The sequence below is a fragment of the Pannonibacter sp. I15F10I1 genome (genome assembly GCF_900185665.1).
GTDB lineage: Bacteria > Pseudomonadota > Alphaproteobacteria > Rhizobiales > Stappiaceae > Pannonibacter > Pannonibacter indicus.
Map to the genome: position 1 here is coordinate 78,512 of NZ_FYAN01000011.1, position 23,501 is coordinate 102,012.

Annotated in this window: 20 protein-coding genes; 11 read left to right on the forward strand and 9 right to left on the reverse strand. The window is 64.2% G+C overall.

Annotation, left to right across the window (positions count from 1 at the left end; all coding sequences use genetic code 11):
* Positions 1-84: 84 nt before the first annotated feature.
* Together IF10I1_RS08890 and IF10I1_RS08895 are read left to right on the forward strand one after the other, a co-directional pair.
* Positions 85-1,155: a dipeptidase gene (locus tag IF10I1_RS08890; protein ID WP_256387626.1), complete on the forward strand. Its 1,071-nt coding sequence runs from the start codon at positions 85-87 to the stop codon at positions 1,153-1,155.
* Between the two features lie 350 nt (positions 1,156-1,505).
* Positions 1,506-2,204: a GntR family transcriptional regulator gene (locus IF10I1_RS08895; protein ID WP_160318725.1), complete on the forward strand. Its 699-nt coding sequence runs from the start codon at positions 1,506-1,508 to the stop codon at positions 2,202-2,204.
* 7 nt (positions 2,205-2,211) lie between these two features.
* On the opposite strand, the gene IF10I1_RS08900 is transcribed toward IF10I1_RS08895, so the two are convergent.
* The 4 genes from IF10I1_RS08900 to IF10I1_RS08915 form a co-directional block, all read right to left on the reverse strand.
* Positions 2,212-3,597: a TIGR03808 family TAT-translocated repetitive protein gene (locus IF10I1_RS08900; RefSeq protein WP_244284682.1), complete on the reverse strand. Its 1,386-nt coding sequence runs from the start codon at positions 3,595-3,597 to the stop codon at positions 2,212-2,214.
* 92 nt (positions 3,598-3,689) lie between these two features.
* Positions 3,690-4,688, reverse strand: coding sequence for a methylmalonyl Co-A mutase-associated GTPase MeaB (gene meaB / locus IF10I1_RS08905; protein WP_186392518.1), 999 nt, complete (start codon positions 4,686-4,688; stop codon positions 3,690-3,692).
* Between the two features lie 56 nt (positions 4,689-4,744).
* A complete protein-coding gene (locus IF10I1_RS08910) occupies positions 4,745-5,368 on the reverse strand; it encodes a DUF1131 family protein (protein ID WP_019962872.1) in 624 nt (207 codons plus the stop codon).
* 168 nt (positions 5,369-5,536) lie between these two features.
* Positions 5,537-6,118, reverse strand: a complete 582-nt coding sequence (locus IF10I1_RS08915; RefSeq protein ID WP_050471004.1) for a TIGR00730 family Rossman fold protein — start codon at positions 6,116-6,118, stop codon at positions 5,537-5,539.
* A gap of 194 nt (positions 6,119-6,312) precedes the next feature.
* Between IF10I1_RS08915 and IF10I1_RS08920 the strand changes: the two genes are divergently transcribed.
* The 4 genes from IF10I1_RS08920 (at position 6,313) to IF10I1_RS08935 (ending at position 11,169) form a co-directional block, all read left to right on the forward strand.
* Entirely contained in the window at positions 6,313-6,999 is a 687-nt protein-coding gene (locus IF10I1_RS08920) for a hypothetical protein (RefSeq protein WP_058900449.1), read from the forward strand.
* A gap of 89 nt (positions 7,000-7,088) precedes the next feature.
* Positions 7,089-8,114: a hypothetical protein gene (locus IF10I1_RS08925; RefSeq protein ID WP_050471002.1), complete on the forward strand. Its 1,026-nt coding sequence runs from the start codon at positions 7,089-7,091 to the stop codon at positions 8,112-8,114.
* A 26-nt stretch (positions 8,115-8,140) separates the two neighbouring features.
* Positions 8,141-9,757: a hypothetical protein gene (locus IF10I1_RS08930; RefSeq protein ID WP_122519571.1), complete on the forward strand. Its 1,617-nt coding sequence runs from the start codon at positions 8,141-8,143 to the stop codon at positions 9,755-9,757.
* 53 nt (positions 9,758-9,810) lie between these two features.
* Positions 9,811-11,169, forward strand: coding sequence for a cytochrome P450 (locus IF10I1_RS08935; protein WP_186392519.1), 1,359 nt, complete (start codon positions 9,811-9,813; stop codon positions 11,167-11,169).
* A 35-nt stretch (positions 11,170-11,204) separates the two neighbouring features.
* On the opposite strand, the gene IF10I1_RS08940 is transcribed toward IF10I1_RS08935, so the two are convergent.
* Both IF10I1_RS08940 and IF10I1_RS08945 read right to left on the reverse strand, forming a co-directional pair.
* Complete coding sequence (locus IF10I1_RS08940) at positions 11,205-12,242, reverse strand: asparaginase (RefSeq protein ID WP_122519570.1); 1,038 nt, start codon at positions 12,240-12,242, stop codon at positions 11,205-11,207.
* A gap of 38 nt (positions 12,243-12,280) precedes the next feature.
* Positions 12,281-13,462, reverse strand: coding sequence for an aminotransferase (locus IF10I1_RS08945; protein ID WP_019962875.1), 1,182 nt, complete (start codon positions 13,460-13,462; stop codon positions 12,281-12,283).
* A gap of 561 nt (positions 13,463-14,023) precedes the next feature.
* Between IF10I1_RS08945 and IF10I1_RS08950 the strand changes: the two genes are divergently transcribed.
* The 3 genes from IF10I1_RS08950 to IF10I1_RS08960 all read left to right on the forward strand — a co-directional run bounded on the left by IF10I1_RS08950 (position 14,024) and on the right by IF10I1_RS08960 (position 17,528).
* Positions 14,024-14,422: a hypothetical protein gene (locus tag IF10I1_RS08950; protein WP_186392607.1), complete on the forward strand. Its 399-nt coding sequence runs from the start codon at positions 14,024-14,026 to the stop codon at positions 14,420-14,422.
* Between the two features lie 187 nt (positions 14,423-14,609).
* On the forward strand, positions 14,610-16,442 hold the full coding sequence (locus tag IF10I1_RS08955) for an adenylate/guanylate cyclase domain-containing protein (RefSeq protein WP_186392520.1): 1,833 nt from the start codon (positions 14,610-14,612) through the stop codon (positions 16,440-16,442).
* 69 nt (positions 16,443-16,511) lie between these two features.
* Positions 16,512-17,528 (forward strand): Ldh family oxidoreductase, encoded by a 1,017-nt coding sequence (locus tag IF10I1_RS08960; RefSeq protein ID WP_186392521.1) that lies wholly within the window; start codon positions 16,512-16,514, stop codon positions 17,526-17,528.
* A gap of 39 nt (positions 17,529-17,567) precedes the next feature.
* On the opposite strand, the gene IF10I1_RS08965 is transcribed toward IF10I1_RS08960, so the two are convergent.
* The 3 genes from IF10I1_RS08965 to IF10I1_RS08975 form a co-directional block, all read right to left on the reverse strand.
* The gene (locus tag IF10I1_RS08965; RefSeq protein ID WP_186392522.1) at positions 17,568-18,125 is read right to left on the reverse strand and encodes a GNAT family N-acetyltransferase; all 558 of its coding nucleotides are present in this window, start codon (positions 18,123-18,125) and stop codon (positions 17,568-17,570) included.
* Between the two features lie 13 nt (positions 18,126-18,138).
* Positions 18,139-19,269 (reverse strand): type III PLP-dependent enzyme, encoded by a 1,131-nt coding sequence (locus tag IF10I1_RS08970; RefSeq protein ID WP_186392523.1) that lies wholly within the window; start codon positions 19,267-19,269, stop codon positions 18,139-18,141.
* Positions 19,270-19,975: 706 nt separating this feature from the next.
* Positions 19,976-20,971 carry an EF-hand domain-containing protein gene (locus tag IF10I1_RS08975; RefSeq protein ID WP_186392524.1) on the reverse strand — a complete coding sequence of 332 codons (996 nt, stop codon included), beginning with the start codon at positions 20,969-20,971 and terminating at the stop codon, positions 19,976-19,978.
* 302 nt (positions 20,972-21,273) lie between these two features.
* On the opposite strand from IF10I1_RS08975, the gene IF10I1_RS08980 reads away from it, so the two are divergent.
* Positions 21,274-22,002 carry a response regulator gene (locus IF10I1_RS08980; protein WP_050470991.1) on the forward strand — a complete coding sequence of 243 codons (729 nt, stop codon included), beginning with the start codon at positions 21,274-21,276 and terminating at the stop codon, positions 22,000-22,002.
* Positions 21,999-23,498 carry an ATP-binding protein gene (locus IF10I1_RS08985; RefSeq protein WP_186392525.1) on the forward strand — a complete coding sequence of 500 codons (1,500 nt, stop codon included), beginning with the start codon at positions 21,999-22,001 and terminating at the stop codon, positions 23,496-23,498. Before IF10I1_RS08980 ends, IF10I1_RS08985 begins: the two co-directional genes overlap by 4 nt.
* The last annotated feature ends 3 nt before the right edge of the window (positions 23,499-23,501 follow it).

Genomic DNA, 23,501 nt, shown 5'->3' on the forward strand with positions numbered 1-23,501 from the left:
TGCCATATGGGGTGCCGGAATGGCTAAATGGACGCCATTCCAGCCTGCCCTCCGCCAGTTCCCGGCTCCCTTCACGAGGTTCCCTTGAGCGAATCACAGTCCGGCCATCCGCCCGTGCCCGTTTTCGATGGCCACAATGACACTCTCCTCAAGCTGGAGATGCGCGAGCGTGCCGGGCGCGGCAAGTCCTTCTTCGACCATTCCTCAGAGGACCACATAGACCTGCCCCGCGCCCGGGCGGGCGGTTTCGCCGGCGGGCTCTTCGCCATGTTCGTGCCCGGCGTGCAGGACATGCAGCTGATGCGCTCGCTTGGCTCCGCCGATCCGCGCCACTATCAGCGGCTGGGTCAGGAAGAAGCCCTGAGCTGGACCCTTTCCATGACATCGCGTGCCCTGAAGCTGGAAGCCGCTTCGCAAGGCGCCTGCCGCATCGCCCGCAGCGCCCGCGAAATCGAGGCGGCAATGGCAGCCGGACAGATAGCGATGGTACTGCATATCGAAGGGGCGGAGTGCATCGGCCCGGACCTTGCTGCGCTGGATGTTCTCCATGCCGCGGGCCTGCGTTCCCTCGGCCCTGTCTGGAGCCGCCGCAACATCTTTGGCGACGGCGTGCCCATGGCCTTTCCCTCCTCGCCCGATACCGGCGAGGGGCTGACAGACCTTGGCCGCCAGCTTGTGCGCCGCTGCAGTGCTCTCGGCATCATGGTGGACCTGTCGCACATCACCGAAAAAGGCTTCTGGGATGTGGCAGCCATCTCGGACAGGCCGCTCATCGCGTCCCACTCCAACGCCCATGCCCTGTGCCCCAGCGCCCGGAATCTGACGGACCGCCAGCTGGCTGTCATCGCAGAAAGCAAGGGGCTTGCCGGCGTCAATTTCCACTGCGCCTTCCTGCGCGAGGATGGACGCCCCGACAGCAATACGCCGCTCGAAACAGTCGTGCGCCATGCCGCCTATCTCATTGACAAGCTGGGCGAGGATCACGTTGGCCTTGGTTCCGACTTCGACGGATGCCTTGTGCCCCGCGATATCGGCGATGTCTCGGGCCTGCCGCGTCTGATCGCCGCCTTCCGGGACCACGGGTTTGGTGAAAATCTGATCGAAAAGCTGGCCTGGAAGAACTGGATCTCCGTCATCTCGCGCAGCGGAATTTGAAGCCGGCTCATGTAGACCGGACCAATCGGGCGTAAACTTGTTTACAATATTATACAAATTTCATGATAAATTATGATACATGTCCGGATAAGCGTGACTGTAAGCTGATCTACATGCATCGCAGGCCGTTTGCTTCAGAATGAGACAATTCCAGCTGCCGAAGTGGCGCGGCAGGCTTGTTCCCGCCAGAAGGTTCTTCCAAAAGACCGCTTCAATCAGCATTCTGCTGTCAGCGGCACGCTTCAGCCTCCGGTGCCATTTGGGTCTGGTTTGCTGTTTCCTGCCGGGCCGCTGCCCGGAATGTGCATGTGAGAAGGTGGGGGCACAGCCGCATGTCAGTGGCGATGCAGATGAAGTTTCCGACGCTTCCGAAGGAGAACGGGCGTAAATCGAATGCGGTTTACGGCAGCTTGAGACGGCTCATCATGCTGTCGGAGCTGAATGGCGGCAGCATTCTGACCGAACAGTCCCTGGCGCACGAGTTCGCCTGCTCGCAAGGCACCATCCGAGAGGCGCTGCTGCGGCTCGAACAGGATGGGCTTGTCGAACGCAGGGGCTATCAAGGCACCTTCGTCACAAGCATCAGTGAGGCCGAGGCAGAGATCCTCATCCACCAGCGTATTGCCCTCGAAAGCGCCGGTATCGCCCGGGCCTGCCTGAACATTGATACGGCCACCCGTGAGTTCCTGCTCCAGTCGGTCGAGGACTACCGCAAGGTCCGCGATCTGGGGGATGGCTATCTCCTCAGCCGTGTCGATCTCGCTTTTCACTTGAAACTGTTCGAGCGCGCGGATTTGCCAAACCTGATGCCGGTTCTGGCGCGGACACTTCTGCTGGTTCACCGTTTCATGATCGCCCAGCGCGTGGGTGAAACCTTCTGGCTGGATCTGTTCCCGGATCAGCATGTGGCCATCATCGAGGCACTTGGTCAGCGGGACCCGGAGCTCTGCCGCAAGCTGATGGCACGGCATGTGGCCTCCAATATCGAGGCTTTCCATCCCATCATGTTCAGGCGCCTGTTTGGCGGCATGGATCAGCCCTCCGCCTGAGGGGCTGTCAGCCGCTCACCGTGTTCCCCGAAATTGTTAGATGCTGCGGGACGGTGCGGGCTCCGGCAAGGTCGCCGGTCACCGCCTCGCGCCAGCGGTGGCCGACAATGGCGCCGCGGCGGGCGCCGGAAATGATATTGCCCTGGATGACGGCCGTGCCCGCGCCCTCCACCACGGTCACGGCAATGCCGAGCGGGCAGTCTCTCAGAATGTTCTGGGCAATCAGCAGGTCGCGCATGTAAGGACCCCAGCCCGCAAGGATGCCGTATTTGGGCGCGCCTTCGACCACATTGCCGCTGACCACCGTATCGGCCTCCACCGCGATGCCGATGCCAAAGCCCGCCACTTCTTCCGGATAGGGGCCATCCAGACGGATGTTGCGCACGATGTTCCCTGTCACGGACGCCAGCCGCCCGCCCTGCTGGAAGTTGGCCACGGAAATGCCCATGGTGCCGCCATCCACCAGATTGCCGGAGATGATGGCCCCTTCAAAGCTGAACTCGCTGTAGACCGCCGTCTCGCCCGAGCGCAGGCAGGTGTTGCCGCTGATCTGCACATTGGAAGCCGAGTTGGCCCGGATCGCCGAGAAGGCGCAGTCCGACACGTGGTTACTGGCGATGATGACGCCGCCCGCGCGAAAGACATTGATGCCATTGCCGTGCTGACCGGTGCCGCCCGCCTTGGCTGCAATCGCGCTGATCCGGTTGCCCGTGATCAGCGTGCCGTCCTCGCCCTGGGTCCAGCGCAGCACCAGCAGCCCGCCATTGGCGCATCCTGTAATGGTGTTGCCGGAGAAGGTCAGCCCCGCACCCTCGACGGAGCGGATGCCGGCTTCCGCCGCGCCGGAAATCACGCAGCGCTCCACATGGCCGCTGCAGCGGTCCAGCGCCAGTCCCGATCGGCTGGAACCGGTGATCTCGCAGTCCGTCATGCCGAGATTGGTGACCCCGGTAAAATGCAGCAGGCCGAAACTGCCCTCCCCCAGCGTCTTGTTGCCGCCGTCAAAGGAGAGGCCCTCCAGACGGATGCGGCTGGCGCCATTGGCCCCCATCAGCACACCGCCGCCACCCAGATGCACCAGCTGTGTGCGCCCCGGTACGCCAACGATCATGGCACCGGAGGGAAGATCGAGGTTGGAAACGGGATAGCTGCCAGCGGGCAGAAACAGCGCCTTGCCGCGGGCCACGGCCCGGTTGATGGCCTTCTGCATGGCGGCGCTCTGGTCTTCGGGCCGGTCCGGCACAAGGCCCAGATCCTGCCCGTCAATGCTGCCGCGCAGATCCGCCACCTGTGTCAGCGCCAGAACGGGTGTGCCGGAAAGGGACAGGCCCAGCCCGGCCAGAAAGCCCCTGCGGCCCATCTTCAGCCTGTCTGACCTGCAAATCCCGCTCATCGCCTCACCGCACGTTTCAATCTGGCGCAGCAGACGCAGCCATTGTGCAGCAGGGAGCAAGAACCATGCCCGCTAACTGGGGCAAGCGAGGGTCAGATGCCGGTAAGCCTGGCGATGTCCTCCACGGCGGCGGAAGCGGGAACCTCGCCGGAGCGCACCTTGTCCTCAAGCGCGCGAATATGGGCGGCCCGGCCGGGATCGCGGGTCAGGGCCTCCATCAGCCGCTGTTGCAGCATGTCCCACATCCAGGACACCTGCTGGCGGGCACGGCGGTCCTGCCATTCACCGGTCGCCTGCATCTTGTCACGGTGCAGTTCCACCTGCGCCCACATCTCGCGCAGGCCCTCGTTGGCAAGGCCGGAGACCGTCACCACCGGCGGCGACCATGTGGGCGAGCGAGGCGCCATGATATGCAGCGCACTGCGGTAATCGGCCGCCGCCGCCCGCGCCCGCATGGCCCCCTCGCCGTCTGCCTTGTTGACGGCGATGAGGTCGGCGATTTCCAGGACGCCTTTCTTGATGCCCTGCAACTCATCGCCGGCGCCCGGCAGCATGAGCACGAGGAAGAAATCGACCATCTCCGCGACGGCTGTTTCCGACTGGCCGATGCCGACCGTCTCTACAAGGATCACGTCGAAACCGGCTGCTTCACACAGAAGCATCGTCTCGCGTGTGCGCGCCGTCACGCCGCCCAGCGTTCCGGCGGAGGGGGATGGACGGATGAAGGCCTTCGGATCGACAGCCAGCCGCGCCATGCGGGTCTTGTCGCCCAGAATGGACCCGCCGGTGCGGGTGGAGGATGGATCAACCGCCAGCACCGCCACCTTGTGGCCATCTGCGGTCAGGTTGCTGCCCAGGGTGTCGATGGTGGTGGATTTGCCGACGCCCGGCACACCGGTGATGCCGACGCGCTGTGCCTTGCCCGTGTGAGGCATCAGCAGGGTAAGAAGCTCCCGCGCGGACTGCCGGTGCTCGGCCTTGCGCGATTCCACCAGCGTGATCGCACGGGCCAGCATCGCCCGGTTCCCGGCAAGGATCTGCCGGGCGAGATCGTCGACGGACGGTGTGCGGACAACGGATTCGGCGCTCATGCCTTCAGGCTTAGCCGATCAGGCCCGCCCCGTCACCATCGCCGAATGTCTGGGTGTCAGCCCTGAGCGGTAGGTGTCCAGACGATGCGCTGCAGGGCGGCGCCGCGCAGCTGGCCTTCATCCGGCAGGGCATCCCAAGGGCCCTGATACTGCGGAATGGCGAAGACAAGCTCCACATTCGGCGCGCCCTTGGAACGGCAGATAGCCATTCCACGCCACAGGTTCTGGCCGACGCGGCAATCGGACCGGCGCATGCCGGCCTCGGCAAAGGTCATGCCGATGCGCTCGCCGTTGGGGCCGGCCAGATGGTGAGTCACCCCATGCACGGCGCGGACATTGCCATCCCGCCCACGGAAGATCTGCAACACCTGAAAGCCATCCGAATTGAACGCGCCCAGTGCGTTTTCGGTGGTGGTTTCTTCCGCTGTCTGGATCGTGTCAGTGGTAAAGCCCGGAAGGGCGGCCTGGATGGCCTTGGAGGAATAGGCCGTTCCGGCACGGATGCCGCCAACACCGGCCCCCGTGATCTGCACCAGCGTCACATTCGACGTCCGCGCGGCAGGCACCGCTGCATAGGACATGGTGCTGACCGAAGACGTGGTCTCCGCATAGTCCGACGTTCGCGAGCATGCGGGCAGAAGCAGGGCAAGACCAAGTGCAGCGGCAAGCGGAAGACGCATGTGAGAATTACTCCGGACACTAGAATGATGCTTCGGCAAATCGGCAGGCAGCCGGGCCAGACGGCATTCCTTTGCCAGCCAATTGGGGCAGCCCTGCGGCAAGCCTGCCCCCTGTTGCGCGGGACAATGGTTGATCCGGGTTAACCAGCCGTTTCGATCAGCGGACTGTCAGGTATCCTGTTTCTTGATCCACTTGGAAATCACCGGCGGCACATAGGCTTCAAAGCCTGCGATCAGATGCGCCGGGTCTTCCGATACAAGCAGCATACTGCGCATCTCCGCCCGCACAAAGCCCTTGGAAACCTGCTCATCGAGGAAAGTCAGCAGCGCATCGTAAAAATGCGCCGTATTGAGCAGGCCGAAGGGCTTGGAGTGATAGCCAAGCTGCCCCCAGGTCCAGACCTCGAAGATCTCTTCCATGGTGCCCGTGCCGCCCGGCAGGGTGATGAAGCCATCGGAGAGTTCGGCAAACATCGCCTTGCGCTCATGCATGGACCGGACGATGTGAATTTCGCTGAGGCCCTTGTGCTCCATCTCCTTGGCCTTGAGGGCTTCGGGAAGAATACCGATCACCTTGCCGCCCGCAGCAATCGCACCATCGGCCACCGCGCCCATCAGGCCCACCGCGGCCCCGCCATAGACCAGCGTCTTGCCCGCCTCGGCAATCACCCGCCCCGTCTCGCGGGCGGCCTGTTCAAATGCCGGGTCCGTGCCGAAATTCGACCCGCAGAAAACGCAAATGGACTTCATGTTCTTCCTCGCCCGTACAGCCGTTCGAAGCAGCTTGTTAAAGCAAGCCTCTGGGCAGGTCCATCCATCAGCGGCACACACACCCTACAACCCATGATTGAATTTGCGGTTGCACACCCGCTCTGCGGATTTTTATGTGGTTTCACGGATACGCGAGTGCTACCTTAACGCGAAATGTCTGAGGGGGCGTTGAAATGTCGAATGTTGCGGGCAAAGCCTATGGCATGAACGTGATCACGCCGGTTCCGCCGAAATGGTCCTGGCTCAATGCCCTGATCTTCATGGTCGCCCGCGTGCTGCCATCGACGCTTTCCGGTCTGCTTGGCCTGTCGATCATCCATTTTGCCCGCTGGGTCATCATCCGGCGCGACCAGTGGCCCGATCTGGGGCAAGGAAAACAGACGCTCCAGAACGATTACATGCTCTTCTGCAGCAATTTCAACGGCACCTGGGACCAGTATATCGACGCCTTTTCCGATGGCATTCCCGGCGGCCTCGATCTCTTCTGGTACTGCTCCACCAAATACCCTCATTCCATTTCGATCTCACCCTTCAAACGCTACATCCGGGCGAACCAGATCGACACGGACTACTATTACAATGCGACCCCCGGGTCCTCGCAGCGTGAAATCAAGATGGCGCTCAGGGTCTACAGCCAGCTTCTGCCGCTGGCGGAAGCTCATGGCCGGATGACGCCGGAACAGTTTTCCGAGGCGTACCGCAAGGCCTGCATCGCGGCCCAGAACAACCTGGGCGTTCCCGGCTTTGCCCCGGTCGCCAGTAACGACACCGAAAACGCCGACCGTAACCGCGAGCCTTATGTCCGCGCCCGCTGGGGCAGCCCACCGCTGCCCAGCGGCCCCGCATCTCCGGGCGCCTGATAGCGGCGCCTGATGCCGGCCCCTTCACCGGTCCCGCTTTCCTGCTGCTCGCGGCACCGCAACGGCCCAACCTGATCCGGAGGAACCCAATGCCCAGTTTCGATGGTGGCCACTATTTTCTCACCGTTCTGGTGCCGGTCCGCACTGACCTTCTGCCGCAAACGAAAGTGACGGACGAGTTGCTGGAACGGGATGACAACACGCCTGTTTCCTATGCCGACCAGTTGCGCAGCACCCTCTCCACCTTGCCGGTGGCGCTGCAATCGCCTGCGACCATTCACACAGGCATCCAGAGTTTCTTCGCACGTAACCTGCGCACGCATCTCACACGCTTCGTGGTCATTGAGACCCCGATGTACAACGGCCGGAATCCGCAGGATTCCATTTATGCGTCCATCGCCGCAACGGACCTGACGCAGCCTCAGCCGCAGGATCAGCTTTCCTGCCCCTTCCTGCTCTGGGCCGTGGATTTTGATCCCGTCGACCCCAAAGCTCCGCCCTCCGAGGAACCCGCTGCCTACCTGCGCGAACTCTGGGCCCAGATGCAGCCGATGCTGCATGATGTTTTCATCAACTGCTATGGCTTTGCCGACCGGGTGAAGGACGCGGACAGCTTCGCCCGCTACATCCTCGACTGTCAGGTCGAGACGACCATGCCCTTCAACGACTACTGGATCACGCCGCCGCCCCTGCCTTCCCTCGGTGGCTTCTTCAGCTTCTACGCGTTTCCGGCCATTCTTGCCGGCGCTGCCTTCGTGCTCGGCCTCATAGGCTGGCTGATCAGCGGTCTCTTTGGCGTTGATCCCTTCCTCTGGATGGCAGCCTCCACCTGGGGCTGGATCACCTGCGGCGGTTTCATCAGCCTGCTGCTTCTGGCGGTTTTCGCATACGTCCTGGTCCTGCGGAGGGGCGCCGTTCCCTTCCCTCCGGCGCCCAATTCCGATCTGCGCTCCGTTCTCAAGGCTATCTATCTGCAGCGCCATTTCACGCGCTTCATGATCGCCAACCAGGGGCTGGATGACGAAACGCTCTACCGGAACTTTGGCGAGTTCATCACCCAGCATCAGCCCGCAAATGTGTCCGCGCCCACCCAACCGCCCGGTGTCATCGGCTGAGCCGCCGACGACGAGGAGACTTCTTCATGACCGTGAAACTCGATCTCGCCGACATTCAGGGCAACATTCTGGCGCCCTATGGCAAGCAGGGCTATCCGAAAGCACGCTACTTCACGCTGCGGATCAATGACCCCGCCGAAGGGCGGCGTTTTGTCGAGACGATCCGCCGCAAGGTCACGACGGCCGCATCCCTGCCGGGCAGCAAAGGCACTGCCGTCACCCCTCCCGAAATCGCCATCAACATCGCCTTCACCTTCTCCGGCCTGTTCATGCTGGACGTGCCGACACGCACCCTGCAGGGCTTCCCGGACGAGTTCATCGACGGCATGCCCAAGCGCTGCATGATCCTGGGGGATGATGGCCCCGCCGGTTCGATCAAGGACTGGGATCCAGTCTGGCGCACCAATGGCGAGCCCAATCTCGCCATCGCCCGGCGCATCCACATGCTCGTCACCCTGAATGCCCGGATGACGGTCCCCGATGCCCTGGAAAAGGCCACGGCGAACCTGCGCGCCCTTTGTGCGGAACATCGCGTCGAGATACTTGCCGGACACGGCGGCCCCAATCCGGATTTCCAGGAAGTCACCGTCATCTACGACCGCTCGTCAGGCCACCCCATTCCGACGCCAAAGGAGCATTTCGGCTTCACCGACGGCATCAGTGACCCGGTGTTCCATGGCCAGTACGGGCCTGAAACGGAAAAGACCGTTGTGGTTGGCAACGGCAAGCTGACGCCGGACCAGACATGGGAGCCGCTGGCGACGGGCGAGTTCCTGCTCGGCTATCCGGACGAGGCGCAGGAAGTGCCCGGCGCGGCCATGCCGCTGGAGTTCTCGCGCAATGGCACCTTCATCGCCTACCGCAAGCTTCACGAGAACGTCGCCACCTTCAAATCCTACATGAGCGAACAGGCAGAACTCTACGCCCGCATCATGGGCGTTCCGCAGGACGAAGCCTATGAGACGCTGATGGCCAAGTTCGCCGGGCGCTGGTCCGACGGCATCCCGCTCATCCTCGCCCCAACCTATCAGGACTGGATCAGCGAGCGCTGGAACACGTGGCGGTCGGATCTTCTGAAGGCGCAGATTGCAGGCGATGATGCCAAGGTGCTGGCTCTGTCGCAGGTGATCACCGACTATGACTTCAAGGGCGACCCCAACGGCACGGCCTGTCCCATCACCGCCCATACCCGCCGTATGAACACCCGTGACAATCTCGATCCCGGCTACGGCTCGGCTGAAACGCGCAAGAGGGCGTCATCGGTCCTGAACAACCGGCGCCGCATCCTGCGCCGGGGCCTGCCCTATGGCGCCAGTGATCCGGCAGCGCCCACCGACGACGGTGACCATGGCGTCCTGATGCTGATCATGTGCGCCAGCCTGTTCCGCCAGTTCGAGTTCGTGCAGCAGCAGTGGATCAACTACGGCCTCGATTTCAACGCCGGAAACGACACCTGCCCGATACTCGGCCGTCACGATGCAGAGGCCAAATTCGTCATTGCAGTGGGTAAGGACAGCGGCAAGCCGCCGTTCATCGCCGCCCGCCTGCCTCAGTTCGTCACCATGCGCGGCGGCGATTACTTCTTCGTCCCCAGCATGACGGCGCTGCGCATGCTGGGCATGGGCATCATTGATCCGACCTGATCCGCCGCGGGGACGCAAGCCGCGCCGGAACAGAACGAGGGAGACGAACGGGCATGGCAGTCATCGGCAATCTGATCAGGGCGGTTCTGGTCCGCCTCGCCATGCTGTGGGACGCACTGGCGGCCATTGTCCAGCTGGCCGTGGCGCTCATCCGGGGCGGCGGCCTGTCAGCGCTGACACAACCTGCGAATCTGCGCGCCGTCATGGCCATCGCCCGGGCCTTCCTGCCCAATCTGGCCATTTCGAAAAGGGTGGTGACGGCCTACGATAACACCGGCACCGTCTTCGTCACCCGCAACGCCGATGTGCGCGAGGTGCTGGACAGGGAGAGCGATTTCGGCGTCGTCTACGAACCGAAGATGCGGGCGCTGACAGGCGGTGGCAACTTCTTCCTCGGCATGCAGGACACGCCGGACTACACCCGGGATGTCTCCAACATGCGCCTCGCCATCCGGCGGGAGGATATTCCCGGGCTCGTCCAGCCGCTGGCACATCAGACGGCGCAAGCCGCCGTGGATTCTGCTGTCAGGCGCATTGACGTGCCGCAGGATCTGTCCCTGCTGGTGTCCTGGGCCATCGCCGCCCGCTATCTCGGTTTACCGGGACCGGACCGGGAGACGATGACCGCCTGGACCACCATCATGTTCTGGTACCTTTTCATCGATCTGGCAGGGGACAAACAGGTTGAGCAGCAGGCGCTTGCCGCAGGAAAAGCCTGCTGTGACTACATTGATCAGGTCATCGCCGCCCGCAAGGCCGCCGCTGCAGGTGATCCGCAGGGCTTTGCCGGGGAGGATGTCATCAGCCGCTGCCTGACCATGCAGGCCGCAGGCATGCCGGGCATGAGCGATGTGGAGATCCGCAACAATCTCTTCGGCATGCTCATCGGCTGCATTCCGACCATCAGCAAGGCCGCCGTGCAGGCGCTGGATGTGCTGCTGGACCGGCCCTCAGACCTCGCCCGCGCGCAAGGCGCCGCCCGCGCCGGAGACGAGACCCTGGTGGCGCAATGCATGTTCGAGGCGCTGCGCTTCAACCCGGTCAATCCGGTCATCTACCGGCGGGCCAACCGGGATACCCGCATCGCACGCGGCACACTGCGCTCGGTCAGGGTAAAAGAGGGCGCCATGGTGATGGCCGCCAATCTTTCCGCCATGTTCGACCGGTTCCTGATGGAGGCGCCGGGGGACTTCCGCCCCGGACGGCCCTGGAGCAGCTACATCCTCTGGGGCTATGGCATGCACACCTGCTTCGGCGCCCACATCAATCAGGTGGCCATTCCTGCCGTTGCCATGCCGCTGCTGCAAAAGCAGAACCTGCGCCGTGCGCCGGGGCCTGCCGGCACGGTGGACACCACAGCGGGCGGCAAGGCAACGCCTTTCCCCGTCCACTGGACGCTGGAATTCGACTGAAGCCGGGCAACCGTCCGGTGGCATCCGGCCCGCCGTCAGGCACTGACGCTGGCGGCGCGGCGCAGGTCCGTCAGGAAGTCCTGCGCGGGGCGGATCAGCCCCACCTCTGCATTATTCCGGCTTTTCAGCACCGGCTGACGCAGGTCAGCCAGCAGGCGGGCTTCGTCGTCATTGAGATCCAGGAAGGCCTCCAGCACGGCAGCCATCATCACTTCCGAGGCCCGCGACGCGCCGTCATCGCATTTCAGCGCGATGCCGAGCCCCAGTTCGGGGATCGCGGCACAGAACACGCCCTCCGCCCCGGTCTTGACGAAGACTCGCTGGCGCAGGCCTTCCATGGCGCGGGTGCAGAAGCGGCCGGTGCCAGCCACCATGAAGGGATTTTCGACGCAGGCCCTGAACAGTCGCTGCGCCGCCTCCGCCCGTTTCGGCTCCAGCCCCTCGCCGGTGCCGAAGGCCGCAAAGGCGCGGGCAAAGCCGTCCAGCGGGCTGGCATAGGTGGGGATGGAGCAGCCGTCCGTGCCGCAGACATCCGCCGTCAGGCTGTCCCCGGTCATGGATTCCAGCACGAGGCGGATTTCCTGCTGCACCGGGTGGTCCGCTTCCACGTAGCCCTTGGTCTTCAGACCCATCGCCTTGGCAAGGCCGAGAAAACCGGCATGCTTGCCCGAGCAGTTGTTGTGCAGGGCGCAAGGGGTTTCGTCGGCGCGCACGAGACTGGCGACATCCTCCAGCCGCGACGGCCACTGAACGCCACATTCAAGGGCATCCTCGTCCAGACCCGCCTTGATCAGCATGACGCGGGCAGCATTCACATGCCGCTCTTCGCCGTTGTGGGAGGAGCAGGCCAGCGCCAGTTCCGGCGCCTCATAGCCCAGCGCATCGGCGGCGCCGGATTCAATCAGCGGCAGCGCCTGCAGTGCCTTGATGGCCGAGCGCGGAAAGACGCGGGCGCCCGTATCGCCGATCCGCAGCACCGGATCACCATTGGCATCGAAGATGGCAATCGCGCCCCGGTGGCGGCTCTCGGTCATCTGCCCGCGTGTCACTTCCACAAGGACGGGATTGCTCATGTTTGCCAGTCTCCTCAAGGATTTCCGTTTGCGGCCTGTCAGCCGTTGCTCGCGGCCTTCATCGGCAGCAGCCAGGCCCGCAGCCTGTCCAGCGCCTCGCTCAGCACCTCATCACGCTTGCAGAAGCAGAAGCGAACATAATTGGGCGGCGCGTCGGTGATGTAGAAGGCAGACACCGGCACTGCCGCAACGCCCGCTTCCGTCACCATGCGGCGGCAGATGTCCACATCCGTGCCCTTGAGGCCCAGCGGCGCCACGTCACAGGTGAGGAAATACGTTCCCTCGCAGGGCAGCACGCCAAAACCGAGTTCCGAAAGACCGGCGGCAAAGAAGTCGCGCTTGGCCTGCAGTTCGGCGGCAAGGCCGGTGAAATAGCTGTCATCCTTCTGCAACCCATAGGCCACGGCCTTCTGCAGCCCCGGCGGGGTGGTGAAGGTGACATACTGGTGCGCCTTGGCGATGGGGTCGAGCAGCTTGGCCGCGCCCGTAACATAGCCCACCTTCCAGCCGGTGAAGGAGAAGGTCTTGCCGGCAGAGCCGATCCGCACCGTGCGCTCGCGCATGCCCGGAAAGCTCATCAGCGGGCGGTGCTTCACCCCGTCGAACAGCAGGTGCTCATAGACCTCGTCGCAGATAGCGAAGACGTCATGCTCCACGCAAAGCTCGGCAATGCGGGCAAGCTCCGCCTCGGTAAACACCTTGCCGGCTGGGTTCATCGGATTGTTTATGAGGATGGCCTTGGTGTTCTCGGTAAAGGCCTTTTCCAGCGCTTCAAGGTCGAGGCTCCAGGTCGGCGGTGTCACCCGCACGCGCACGGGAATGCCACCTGTCCGGCGCACCATCGGCAGATAGCAATCATAAAGCGGCTCGATCAGGATCACCTCGTCACCCGGCTCCATCAGCGCCAGCAGGCAGTCCGCAAGCGCTTCCGTCGCGCCGGAGGTGACCATGACCTCGCTCTTCCAGTCCACGTCAAGACCGTAGAAGCGGCTGGCAGTGTCCGCCACCGCCTGCCGCAATTCCGGCAGGCCGAGCATGGGCGGATACTGGTTGGGGCCGGAAATGAAAGCCTCGGCGGCCACGCGCCGCACATCCTCCGGACCGTCCACATCCGGAAAGCCCTGGCCGAGATTGACCGCCCCATGCTCGTTGGCAAGGCGGGACATGGTCTCGAAAATCGTGGTCTCAAGCCCGGTGAACACCAGGTTTGTCGGCTTCATCGAAAAGCACCTCCTGCCCCGTCCAAAGCATCAGGCCCGGCGGACACATCCGCACAGGCCTCCAGTTGCGGCAGAAGACTCACCCCCTGCCACTTCCCCTCACCTTTACCCCCCACCCCGCCCCCCGCCAAGCGCGAAAGAAGGGCAGGCGCTGAGCGGTGGTGAAGCTTTATTTTCCATCGTCAAAAGCACCAGTAGATAAACACACTGGATGCCGTAAACTTGCCTCAATTGATAATTGCGGGAGGATACGTCATGAGGATTGTTCTGATCATCGCAGCAGCTCTGTCCCTGTCTGCATTTGCCTTCCAGCCGCCCGCTTCCGCCCATGGTGGAGGATGCCGTAAGGATAGTCCTCCGGGTAAATGCTGCCATGCAGGCTCTAAACCCTATCACTGCCATTGAGGCGGCCGTCTGCGGGGAAGGATTCCTGCCCTCTGTGATTGCCATCACTTCGCCGCGATCCGGGTTCAGATAATTTGGGCTTGGTCCGGAGCCCCTGTTTCGCCCTCTTGAGAATGGGCACGAGGCGGTGGGGCCGGTTCCTTCGGAGACGAAGTCATGATGACTGTATCGAACATGAATTTCGCGGCTCTCGCCCGCAAAGCCGGCGCCACCGCGCTGGCGCTGGTGATGGCCGGTGCGCTGACGCTGGGCGCCGCCACGGGCTCTGCCGAAGCGCGGGATGGGCGCAACGGCGCGCTGGCAGCCGGTGCTGTCGTCGGCCTTGCCGCCGGCGCCCTTTTGGGAACGGCCATGGCCAACAGCGGCCCGGACTATATCGACGCCCCCCCGGCCTATTATGCACCGCCGCCCCCGCCGCCGGTCGTCTATGGTGGTCCGGTCTATTACGCGCCGCCGCCTCCCCCACCGGTCCGCTGCTACCTGAGCCCGGTGCAGCGCTGGGATGGCTATATCGGCCAGTATGTTGTCGTCGGCCATCAGGAAGTCTGCAACTGATCTGTTGCTGCCCTGACGCGATGGTTTTGCCCCCGCCGGTTCGCCCGGCGGGGTTTTTCTTTGTGCTGTCTTGCCACTTTCCGGGGCAAACGGACAGAGGCCGCCAATGCGGGTTAGGATGAGCCTTCAGCGAATCTGTGCGGATCAGCCCTGCCGCCGGATGAAACGACAAGGCCAGCGACAGCCCATGCCCTTTACCCTGCGCCTCACGCCCACGCTCGCCACCGTGATCGGCACCTTCGTCTTTCTCACCACCGCTTCCGTCCTCTATGTGGAAAGCACGGCCTCCCGGCGGATCGTGGCCGGGCTCGGCAGCCGGCTCGTCGATCTTGGCATGGATGCCTATGAGCAGAAATTCGAAAGCAAGATCAACGTCCTGCGCAATCAGGCAGGGTTCATAGCCGCCGCCTTCGCGCGCGGCGCCTCGCCCATCGCGCTGGATGAGGATGTGGCGCGCCTTGCCTTTGGCGGGCTGGCCGCCGCGCCGGAGGGCACCCGCATCACCGTTGCCCGTGCAGCGCAGGGCGATGCGCTGGAAGTCGGCCAGATGCCCGGCGGCGGCATGATGCTGCGCCGGATCCCGCACACGGAGGATGCGGCGCTGACAACCCGCCTCACAGAGGCGGAGACCGCAGATGTCCCCTTCTGGCTGCCGCCGGACTACGATGCGCAGCGCCAGGAAACGCTGCTCTCCTACGTGGTCCCGGTCAGGCGGGAAGGCACCTATCTGGGCTACACCGCCGTCTCCATCCCCTCTTCCGGCCTGTCCCGCATTGCGCAAACCCTGTCTGACGAGACTTTGAAGGTGTTTCTTCTTTACGGAGAGGCCGACATTCTCGCCCACCCGGATCTCGACCCGCTGGATGCCACCCTGTCCGAAGAAAATGACCTTGTGGACATAGAGGACGCGCCCGACCCGCTGCTCGCCCGCCTTGCCAGCCTGAAGCCCGTTGATCCGCTCCGGTTCGACCTCAATGAAGCCCACGCCATGTTTGAGGGCGAGACGGAGGAGCATGGCCGCTACTATGTGGTGCTGGAGCGCACGGCGACGAAATTCGGCGAGCTGCCGGTCATCACCGGGGCGATCATGCCTGCCTCCGTTCTGGAGCAGCCGCTGGAGGAGCTTTACGTCTCCATTCTCATTGCCCTGGCCATTCTGGCCGCAGCCCTTGCGGGCAGCGCCGTCATGGCCTACCGCATCGCCCAGCCCATCCGCCGGGCTGCGGCAGGCGCGCGGGCCATCGCGCGGCTGGATATTGCCGGGCTGAAGCCCCTGCCCTCCAGCCGCATCGAGGAGCTGAAGGATCTGGCCAGCGGCTTCAACGCCATGACGACGGCGCTGACTGCCTTCGTGCGCTACGTGCCGCGCAGCCTCGTTCTCAAGCTGCTGCGTGAAGGCAGCGGCAGCGCCGCCCCGCAGGAACGCCAGGTGGCGGTGCTCTTCACCGATGTGGTGGGCTTTACCAGCATCTGTGAAGGCATGGACGCACGGGAGACGGCGGATTTCGTCAATCACCACCTCACGCTCATCGGCAGCGTCGTCGAGCGCCACGGCGGCACCATCGACAAATATATCGGCGACAGCGTCATGGCCTTCTGGGGCGCGCCCGATCACATGGACAATCCCGCAGCCGCCGCTGCAGCCGCAGCACTCGATATCGAACGGGCGCTCAAGGCCGACAATGCCGTCAGGCGCGAACAAGGCCTTGCCCCCGTGCGCATCCGGGCAGGCCTTCATGTGGGGCCCCTGATCGTCGGGGACATCGGCGCACCGGGCCGGGTCAATTACACCGTCATCGGCGATACGGTGAACATCGCCGCAAGGCTGGAGAGGCTCGGCCACACGGCAGAGCCCGGCGCGGAAGCCATCATCCTTGCCTCCGCCGAAGTAGCCGGCGCCCTTGCCGCACAGCAAGGCTCCGCCCGCCCCGTCGTCACACCGCTCGGCGAGCAGACCGTCAAGGGCAAGACCCAGCCGGTCACGGTGGTGAGGCTGTCGCTGCCGGGGGAGGAAACCTGACACTACGTTTGTCCGGATGAGCTCCGGCATGCTAGGCAGACATATCAGACACCCTGCCGCGAGCCCGCCATGTCCGCCACCGAGACACTCACCCTTGCCGAAGCCCACGAACTGGCCGTTGCGGCCCTTGTCGCCAGCAATACGGCACCGGATGTGGCCGAAAGCGTTGCGCAGGCGCTGGTGGCGGCAGAGGCAGATGGCCAGAGCGGCCACGGTCTGTCGCGGGTTCCCTCCTATGCAGGACAGGCGCGCAGCGGCAAGGTGAACGGGCATGCGGTGCCCAAGCTGGAGGATGTGACGCCGGCCCTCTTCAGGGTGGATGCCTGCGACGGCTTTGCCTATCCCGCCTTTGACATGGTCATCCAGCATCTGCCCGGCCGGGCGCACAAGCTGGGCATTGCCATGGCCGCCGTGCGCCGCTCACATCACTACGGCCAGGCCGGGGCGCATTGCGAAAAGCTGGCGGAACATGGGCTGGCAGCCTTCGTCTATGGCAACGCGCCGAAATCCATCGCGCCCTGGGGTGGGCGGACGCCGCTGTTCGGCACCAACCCGATTGCCTTCGCCGCCCCCGCCGGAAAGGGCCGCGCGCCGCTTATCATCGATCTGGCTGTCTCGCGCGTCGCCAAGGGCAAGATCATGGCAGCCGAAAAGGCGGGCAAATCCATTCCCGAAGGCTGGGCGCTTGATCCCGATGGCAATCCGACGACCGATGCCAGCGCAGCCATGGCCGGAACCATGATCCCGATCGGAGAGGCCAAGGGCGCGGCATTGGCGATGATGGTGGAAGTGATGTCCGCCGCCATGGTGGGCGCCAGCCTTGCCTTTGAGGCACCCAGCCTGTTCACGTCCGAGGGGCCGGTGCTCAATCTCGGCCAGACGATCATTGCCATTGACCCGGAACTGGTGTCCGGCGGCCTGTTTGGCGAAAGAATGGATACCCTGCTGGATACGGTGGAGTCTGAAGACGGCGCGCGCCTGCCCGGCTCCCGCCGCCTCGCGGCAAGGCAGAAAGCCACCGCCGAAGGTCTGGCAATCCCGGTTCCGATTCTGGACGAAATCCGGCAGATCATCGCAGCTGCGTGAACCCTGCGCCATCGCAGGCACAGGGCTCATGCATTTGGTTCAGGCCGCGCGGGAGGTGACGCTGCGCAGTCCGGTGAAAGGCATCATCTGCTCATAGACCGGATCTTCCGCACCGCTTGCCTCGACGAGGCCATAAGCTCCGGCGAGTGCGCCTTCCTTCAGCTCGAGGCCGAGGAAGCGCTGACGCTCCACCGGTCCCGGCAGATCAAGGCCAAGCGTCAGGTCCGGCGAAAAGCCGAACCTTGCATAATAGGCATGATCGCCCACCAGCATGACGCCGCCAAAGCCGGCAATGGCGGCCTGATTGAGCGCGGCACGCATCAGACGCGCGCCAAGCCCTTCGCTGCGGCAGGTGGCCTCCACCGCAAGCGGTCCGAGCAGCAGCAAGCCCTGGCCGCCTTCGGCCGTGACATGCCACAGGCGCAGGGTGCCCACGAGCACACCGGTTTCATCCAGCGCAGTCAGGGCGATGGCCGGCACACGGCCTTCGCGCAGGCGTTCGGAGGTTTTCTGATGCCGGTCCGGACCAAACGCCCGGTCGAGCAGCAGCTCGCGGGCGCCGGTGTGCTCCGGCGCCTCGTCCAGGATTTCGATCATCTCACCTGATCCTTCAGATCACGTAGGATGCGAGAGCGGCGAAGCCGTTGAAGCCGACCGTGGAATAGGTCGTCGTATAGGCACCGCAGGACTCGATCAGCACCTTGTCGCCGATCGACAGGGAGACCGGCAGCTCGTAGGGCGTCTTTTCGTAAAGAACGTCCACGCTGTCGCAGGTCGGGCCAGCCAGCACGCAGGGCGCGGTGGCATCGCCATCCTTCGGCGTGCGGATCGGGTAACGGATCGCCTCGTCCATGGTCTCGGCGAGGCCATGGAACTTGCCGATGTCCAGATAGACCCAGCGCACGGTGTCGTCAGCCGACTTGCGGGAAATCAGCACGACTTCCGCTTCAATCAGGCCGGCATCGCCCACCATGCCACGGCCCGGCTCGATGATCGTCTGCGGCAGGTTGTTGCCGAAGTGATCGGTCAGAGCCTGGAAAATGGCATTGCCATAGGCCGGAACGCCCGGGACATCCTTGAGGTAACGGGCCGGGAAGCCACCGCCCATGTTGACCATCTTCAGCGGGATGCCGCGGGTGGCGCATTCACGGAACACACCGGCTGCGGTTGCCAGCGCGCTGTCCCATGCGCCCAGGTTTGCCTGCTGCGAGCCGACGTGGAAGGACACGCCATAGGCCTCGAGGCCGGCACGGTGCGCAGCTTCCAGCACGTCCGGAGCCATTTCCGGGGCGCAGCCGAACTTGCGCGACAGCGGCCATTCGGCGCCTGCGCCATCGCACAGGATGCGGCAGAACACGCGCACGCCCGGTGCGGCACGGACGATCTTCTCGACTTCGGCTTCGCAGTCGACGGCATAGAGGCGCACGCCCAGCTCGAAGGCGCGGGCGATGTCGCGCTCCTTCTTGATGGTGTTGCCATAGGAAATGCGGTCGGCGCTGGCACCGGCGGCCAGAGCCATTTCGATTTCGCCGACAGAGGCGCAATCGAAGGAGGAGCCGAGTTCAGCCAGCAGGCTGAGGATCTCGGGGGCCGGGTTAGCCTTCACCGCATAGAAGACGGAGGTGTCGGGCAGCGAACGGGCAAAAGCCTCGTAGTTCGACCGCACAACGTCAAGGTCGACAACAACGCAAGGACCATCTTCGGTGCGCTGGCGGAGGAATTCACGGATGCGATCGGTCATCGGGGTTCTCCCGTTCATCAAGTCTTGGCGCGAGGTCGTCCGCCCGCTCGCCGCAGAGCCCTCCGGTATGGACAGGGAGGCTCGGCAAGAGGTGACGATCGGTCGAGCGCACAGCAGGGGCTGCACACTGTCCCTTTATGGGATGCCTTGGCTTGGAACGGGGATCGCTCCGCACGGCCGGCAATGAAGTAACAAGTGCCTCTTCAGTAACCCCGGGATGTGGAAACCCGGCAGAGACCAAAAAAGCCCTCTTACGTCGTTGCTTTAAGCCGTCCGGTTTTGTCAGACCCCAAGAGTCGTAGTGGGGCTTGTCTGACTGCCACTGGAATTCATGGACGACCACGGGCACGTGCGAATTTGGGCAAGGGTTATTTGCGCTCATTCGCTGTCATGTTCAAGGGATTTTTTGAATGAGGCGCAGATTTTTTTCGTGAAGCCGGACACCTGAAAAAGTCAGGGTAACCGCCGGGTTTTCGCCACTTTTTTAGACGTGCAAACATCACGCGCAGAAGCCCGCCGCACAGCGGCCGCAGAGTGGGCAGGAGCATGCTGCTGCATGCGGCCGTCAGAGGCTTTTCTTCAAAAGCACGAAGGGCCGCACTGAGGCGGCCCTTCGGCTGAGATCTGCCCGCCGTTCGGGGGCGAAGCTTGGCGGCTTTTGACGGACAGATCTGATTCTGTTCAGGTTTGTGCCTGCAGATCAGCCCTAGCGGCCATGCGGACCCTTGTCTTTGCCACCGCCATGGCGGTCACCGTGGCGCTCGCCATGCGGGCCCTTGCGGCCTTCCTTGCCGCCCTTGCGGAAGTCGGCCTTGGTCAGCACGCCATCTCCGTTACGGTCCATGCGGGCCACGAGATCAGCAGTCCGTGCCGCGTTTTCTTCGGCGGTGATGGCAAGGTCGCCGTCCGTGTCGAGGCGCTGGAACATGCGCACCAGGCGCGGCTCGGCCATGCTGGCGAACAGCGCATCAAAGCCCTGCAGGTCGAAGCTGCCGGCATTGCCCGTGTCCGCAAGGGCAAAGAGCTGGCCCCGCACCTCGTCGAACTCAGCGCGTGTCACCGTGCCGTCGCCGTTCACATCGAAGCGCTCGAACATCTCCATCATCATCATGCCGTGGCGGCCATGCGGACCCTTGGGGCCATGGCCCATCTTCCAGCCCTCACGGTCCTTCCCTTCCGGACCCCGGCCTTCCGGTCCCTTACCTTCCGGACCCTTGCCACCGGGGCCACGTGCCTCGGCACCACGGCCTTCAGGGCCGCGCGGCGGCACCGGCATCGCCTTCAGTTCCCCGTCACCATCCCGGTCGAGCCGGGCGAACATGCGGTCAGAGATCCGGTCGAACTCGGCGCGGGTGACCTTGCCGTCGCCATCGCGGTCCAGCCGCTGGAAGGCACGCACCTTCATCGGCTGCATTTCAGCAAGGCGGTAAGCCTTGAATTCTTCCAGAGTGACGCGCCCGTCCTTGTCGGCGTCAGCGGCTGCGAAGCGCTCCGCGACAACGGCGTTCACTTCATCCTGGGTGACGGCGCCGTCCTTGTTCTGATCGAACATTTCGATCATCCGTCCGCCGTGGCGGCCGCCTTCGCGGTCCATGCCGCCCCAGCCCTTGGGGCCGAAGCTGTCAGCCAGCGCGATCCCGGCCACGGAGGTGGCAAGCGCGGCAGCAAGCGTGCCAATGGCGATGGTCTTGAGTGCGGTCATCAATCTTCTCCTTTTCCGGCCTATCCGGATGTCTGCAGCGGCAAGGCGTACCTTGCGGTCTGTGCCTGGCGGTCTTTGGCGAAACCGCCGTGCCGTCCTGCGATGACCTGAACATAGGCGAAGGATCCGCGCCGGATTAGGGCGGGCAGGAGGCCCAAGTGTCGTGACCTGTGACAGGTCTGGCCTCCTGCGACAGACTGTTACACTTTCCCCTGCCCCGGCGCGGAAAATGGCGCTACCTAGAAGATGAAGGACGGCGGCATCAGCCCGCCGGCAGAGAACAGTGAACCGGAATCAGTGTGATGAGTGAGCCAAGCCCCCATATTCTTGTGGTCGACGACCACCGCGATATCCGGGAAACGCTGGCCCGCTATCTGGTGAAGAACGGCTATCGGGCCACCGCTGCCGAAAGTGCAGCTTCTGCCCGCAAGGCGCTGAAGGCGGCCGTCATCGATCTGGTCGTGCTGGATGTCATGATGCCCGGCGAAGATGGCCTCAGCCTCTGCCGCAGCCTGGTCGATTCAGATGGCCCGCCCATCATCCTGCTCACCGCCATGGCGGAGGACACCGACCGGATCATCGGCCTGGAAATCGGTGCGGATGATTATGTCACCAAGCCTTTCAACCCGCGCGAGCTGCTGGCCCGCATCAAGGCCGTCCTGCGCCGCACCGCGAGCGTGCCCAAGCCCCGCGATCCGATCACGCAGGAGCGCCTCGTCTTTGAAGGCTTCACCGTGGATACGGCGCGGCGTGAGCTCTTTGACCCGCAAGGTGCGCCCATCGCGCTGTCCAGCGGCGAATTCCAGCTGCTGCTCGCCTTCCTCAAGCGGCCGCGCATGGTGCTGACCCGTGACCAGCTGATGGACCTGACGAGCGGGCGCACGCCCGGTGTTTTCGACCGGTCGATCGACAATCAGGTCAGCCGCCTGCGCCGCAAGATCGAGGAGGACCCGAAGGAGCCGCGCATCATCAAAACCGTCTGGGGCGGCGGCTACATGTTCACCGCTGCCGTGGAGGAGCTTGACGCATGACCGCGCCCGCCTTCTTCCGCAAATCCGCCGCCTTTCTCCGGCGCCTATGGCCGCGCAGCCTTGGCGGCCAGCTCATCGCGCTGCTCCTGATCGCCCTCATCGGCAGTCAGGCGGTTTCCATCTGGCTCTTTGCCGGGGAGCGGCGGCTTGCGGTCTATGAGGCCATCGGCGACGGGGTGATTGTCCGCACCGCCTCTCTGGTGCCGCTGCTGGAGACCTCCGGCGAAACGACCCGCACCCAGCTGCTGCAGGCCACCAGCTCTGCCATCACCCGCTTCTGGCTGGACCAGAAGCCCTCGGTGGCCAACGTGCCCCAGTCCGGCGCGGAGCGGCGGCTTGCCGCAGCACTGGCCGACGAGCTCGGACAGGACCCCGGCATCCGTGCCTCGCTCAGCGCAGCGGGCAAAGGCCCGGAAAGAGGCGCTGAAAGAGGCTCCAGCAGGCCGCCGCGCGAAGAACGGAAGAAGCGCGAAGAGGCAGGCGATACCAATCTTGAAAAGCTGGAGGAGCGGGAGCGCCGCCGCGAGGAGCGGCTGCGCCACCGGCTGATTGCGATCGAGTTTTCCGTGCCTCTGGCCGATGGGCAATGGCTGAACGTGGTGACCAGCCAGCGCCCGCCGCCACCCGGCGCCTTCTACACGCTGGTCCTGCAGATGGGCCTGATGGCTCTGGCCATCATCGCCATCGTTGCCTTCACCATCCGGCAGGTCTCCCGCCCCCTGCGCCAGCTGGCCGATGCAGCCGACCGGCTGGGCCGGGGCGAAGACGTGCCGCCGGTGCCGGAAGCAGGCCCGCGCGAGTTGCGCAGCACCATCTCCGCCTTCAACGCCATGCAGGACCGGCTGAGCCGCTTCGTGGCAGACCGCACGCGCATGCTGGCCGCCATCAGCCACGACCTGCGCACCCCCATCACCTCCCTGCGCCTCAGGGCCGAGTTCATCGACGATGACGAGAACCGGGAGAAGATGATCGCCACGCTGGATGAAATGGCCGCGATGACGGAAGCAACCCTCGCTTTCGCCCGGGACGAAGCCGTCAGCGAGCCGCGTGAAGCGGTGGACCTCATCGCCGTTCTGGAAAGCCTTGCAGGGGACCAGTCCGACATGGGCCACGATGTGCGCCTGATGGCACCCGGGGCAGATGCGGAGACAGCGCCTGTCACCCTGCCCTGCCGCCCGATGGCGCTGAAGCGTGCCCTGCGCAACCTGATCGAAAACGCCGTCCGCTACGGCGGCGCAGCCCGCATTTCGGTGGAGACGGACCAGCGTGAAGTCATCATCCGCGTGGAAGATGACGGCCCCGGCATTCCGGAAGACCGGATGGGCGACGTGTTCGAGCCCTTCGTCCGCCTCGAAACTTCGCGCAGCGGCGAAACGGGCGGCATCGGCCTCGGCCTTGCCATAGCCCGTTCCCTCATCCACGCCCACGGCGGCACCGTCACCCTCACCAACCGCCCCGAAGGCGGCCTCACCGCCACGGTGACGCTGCCGCTCTGACGG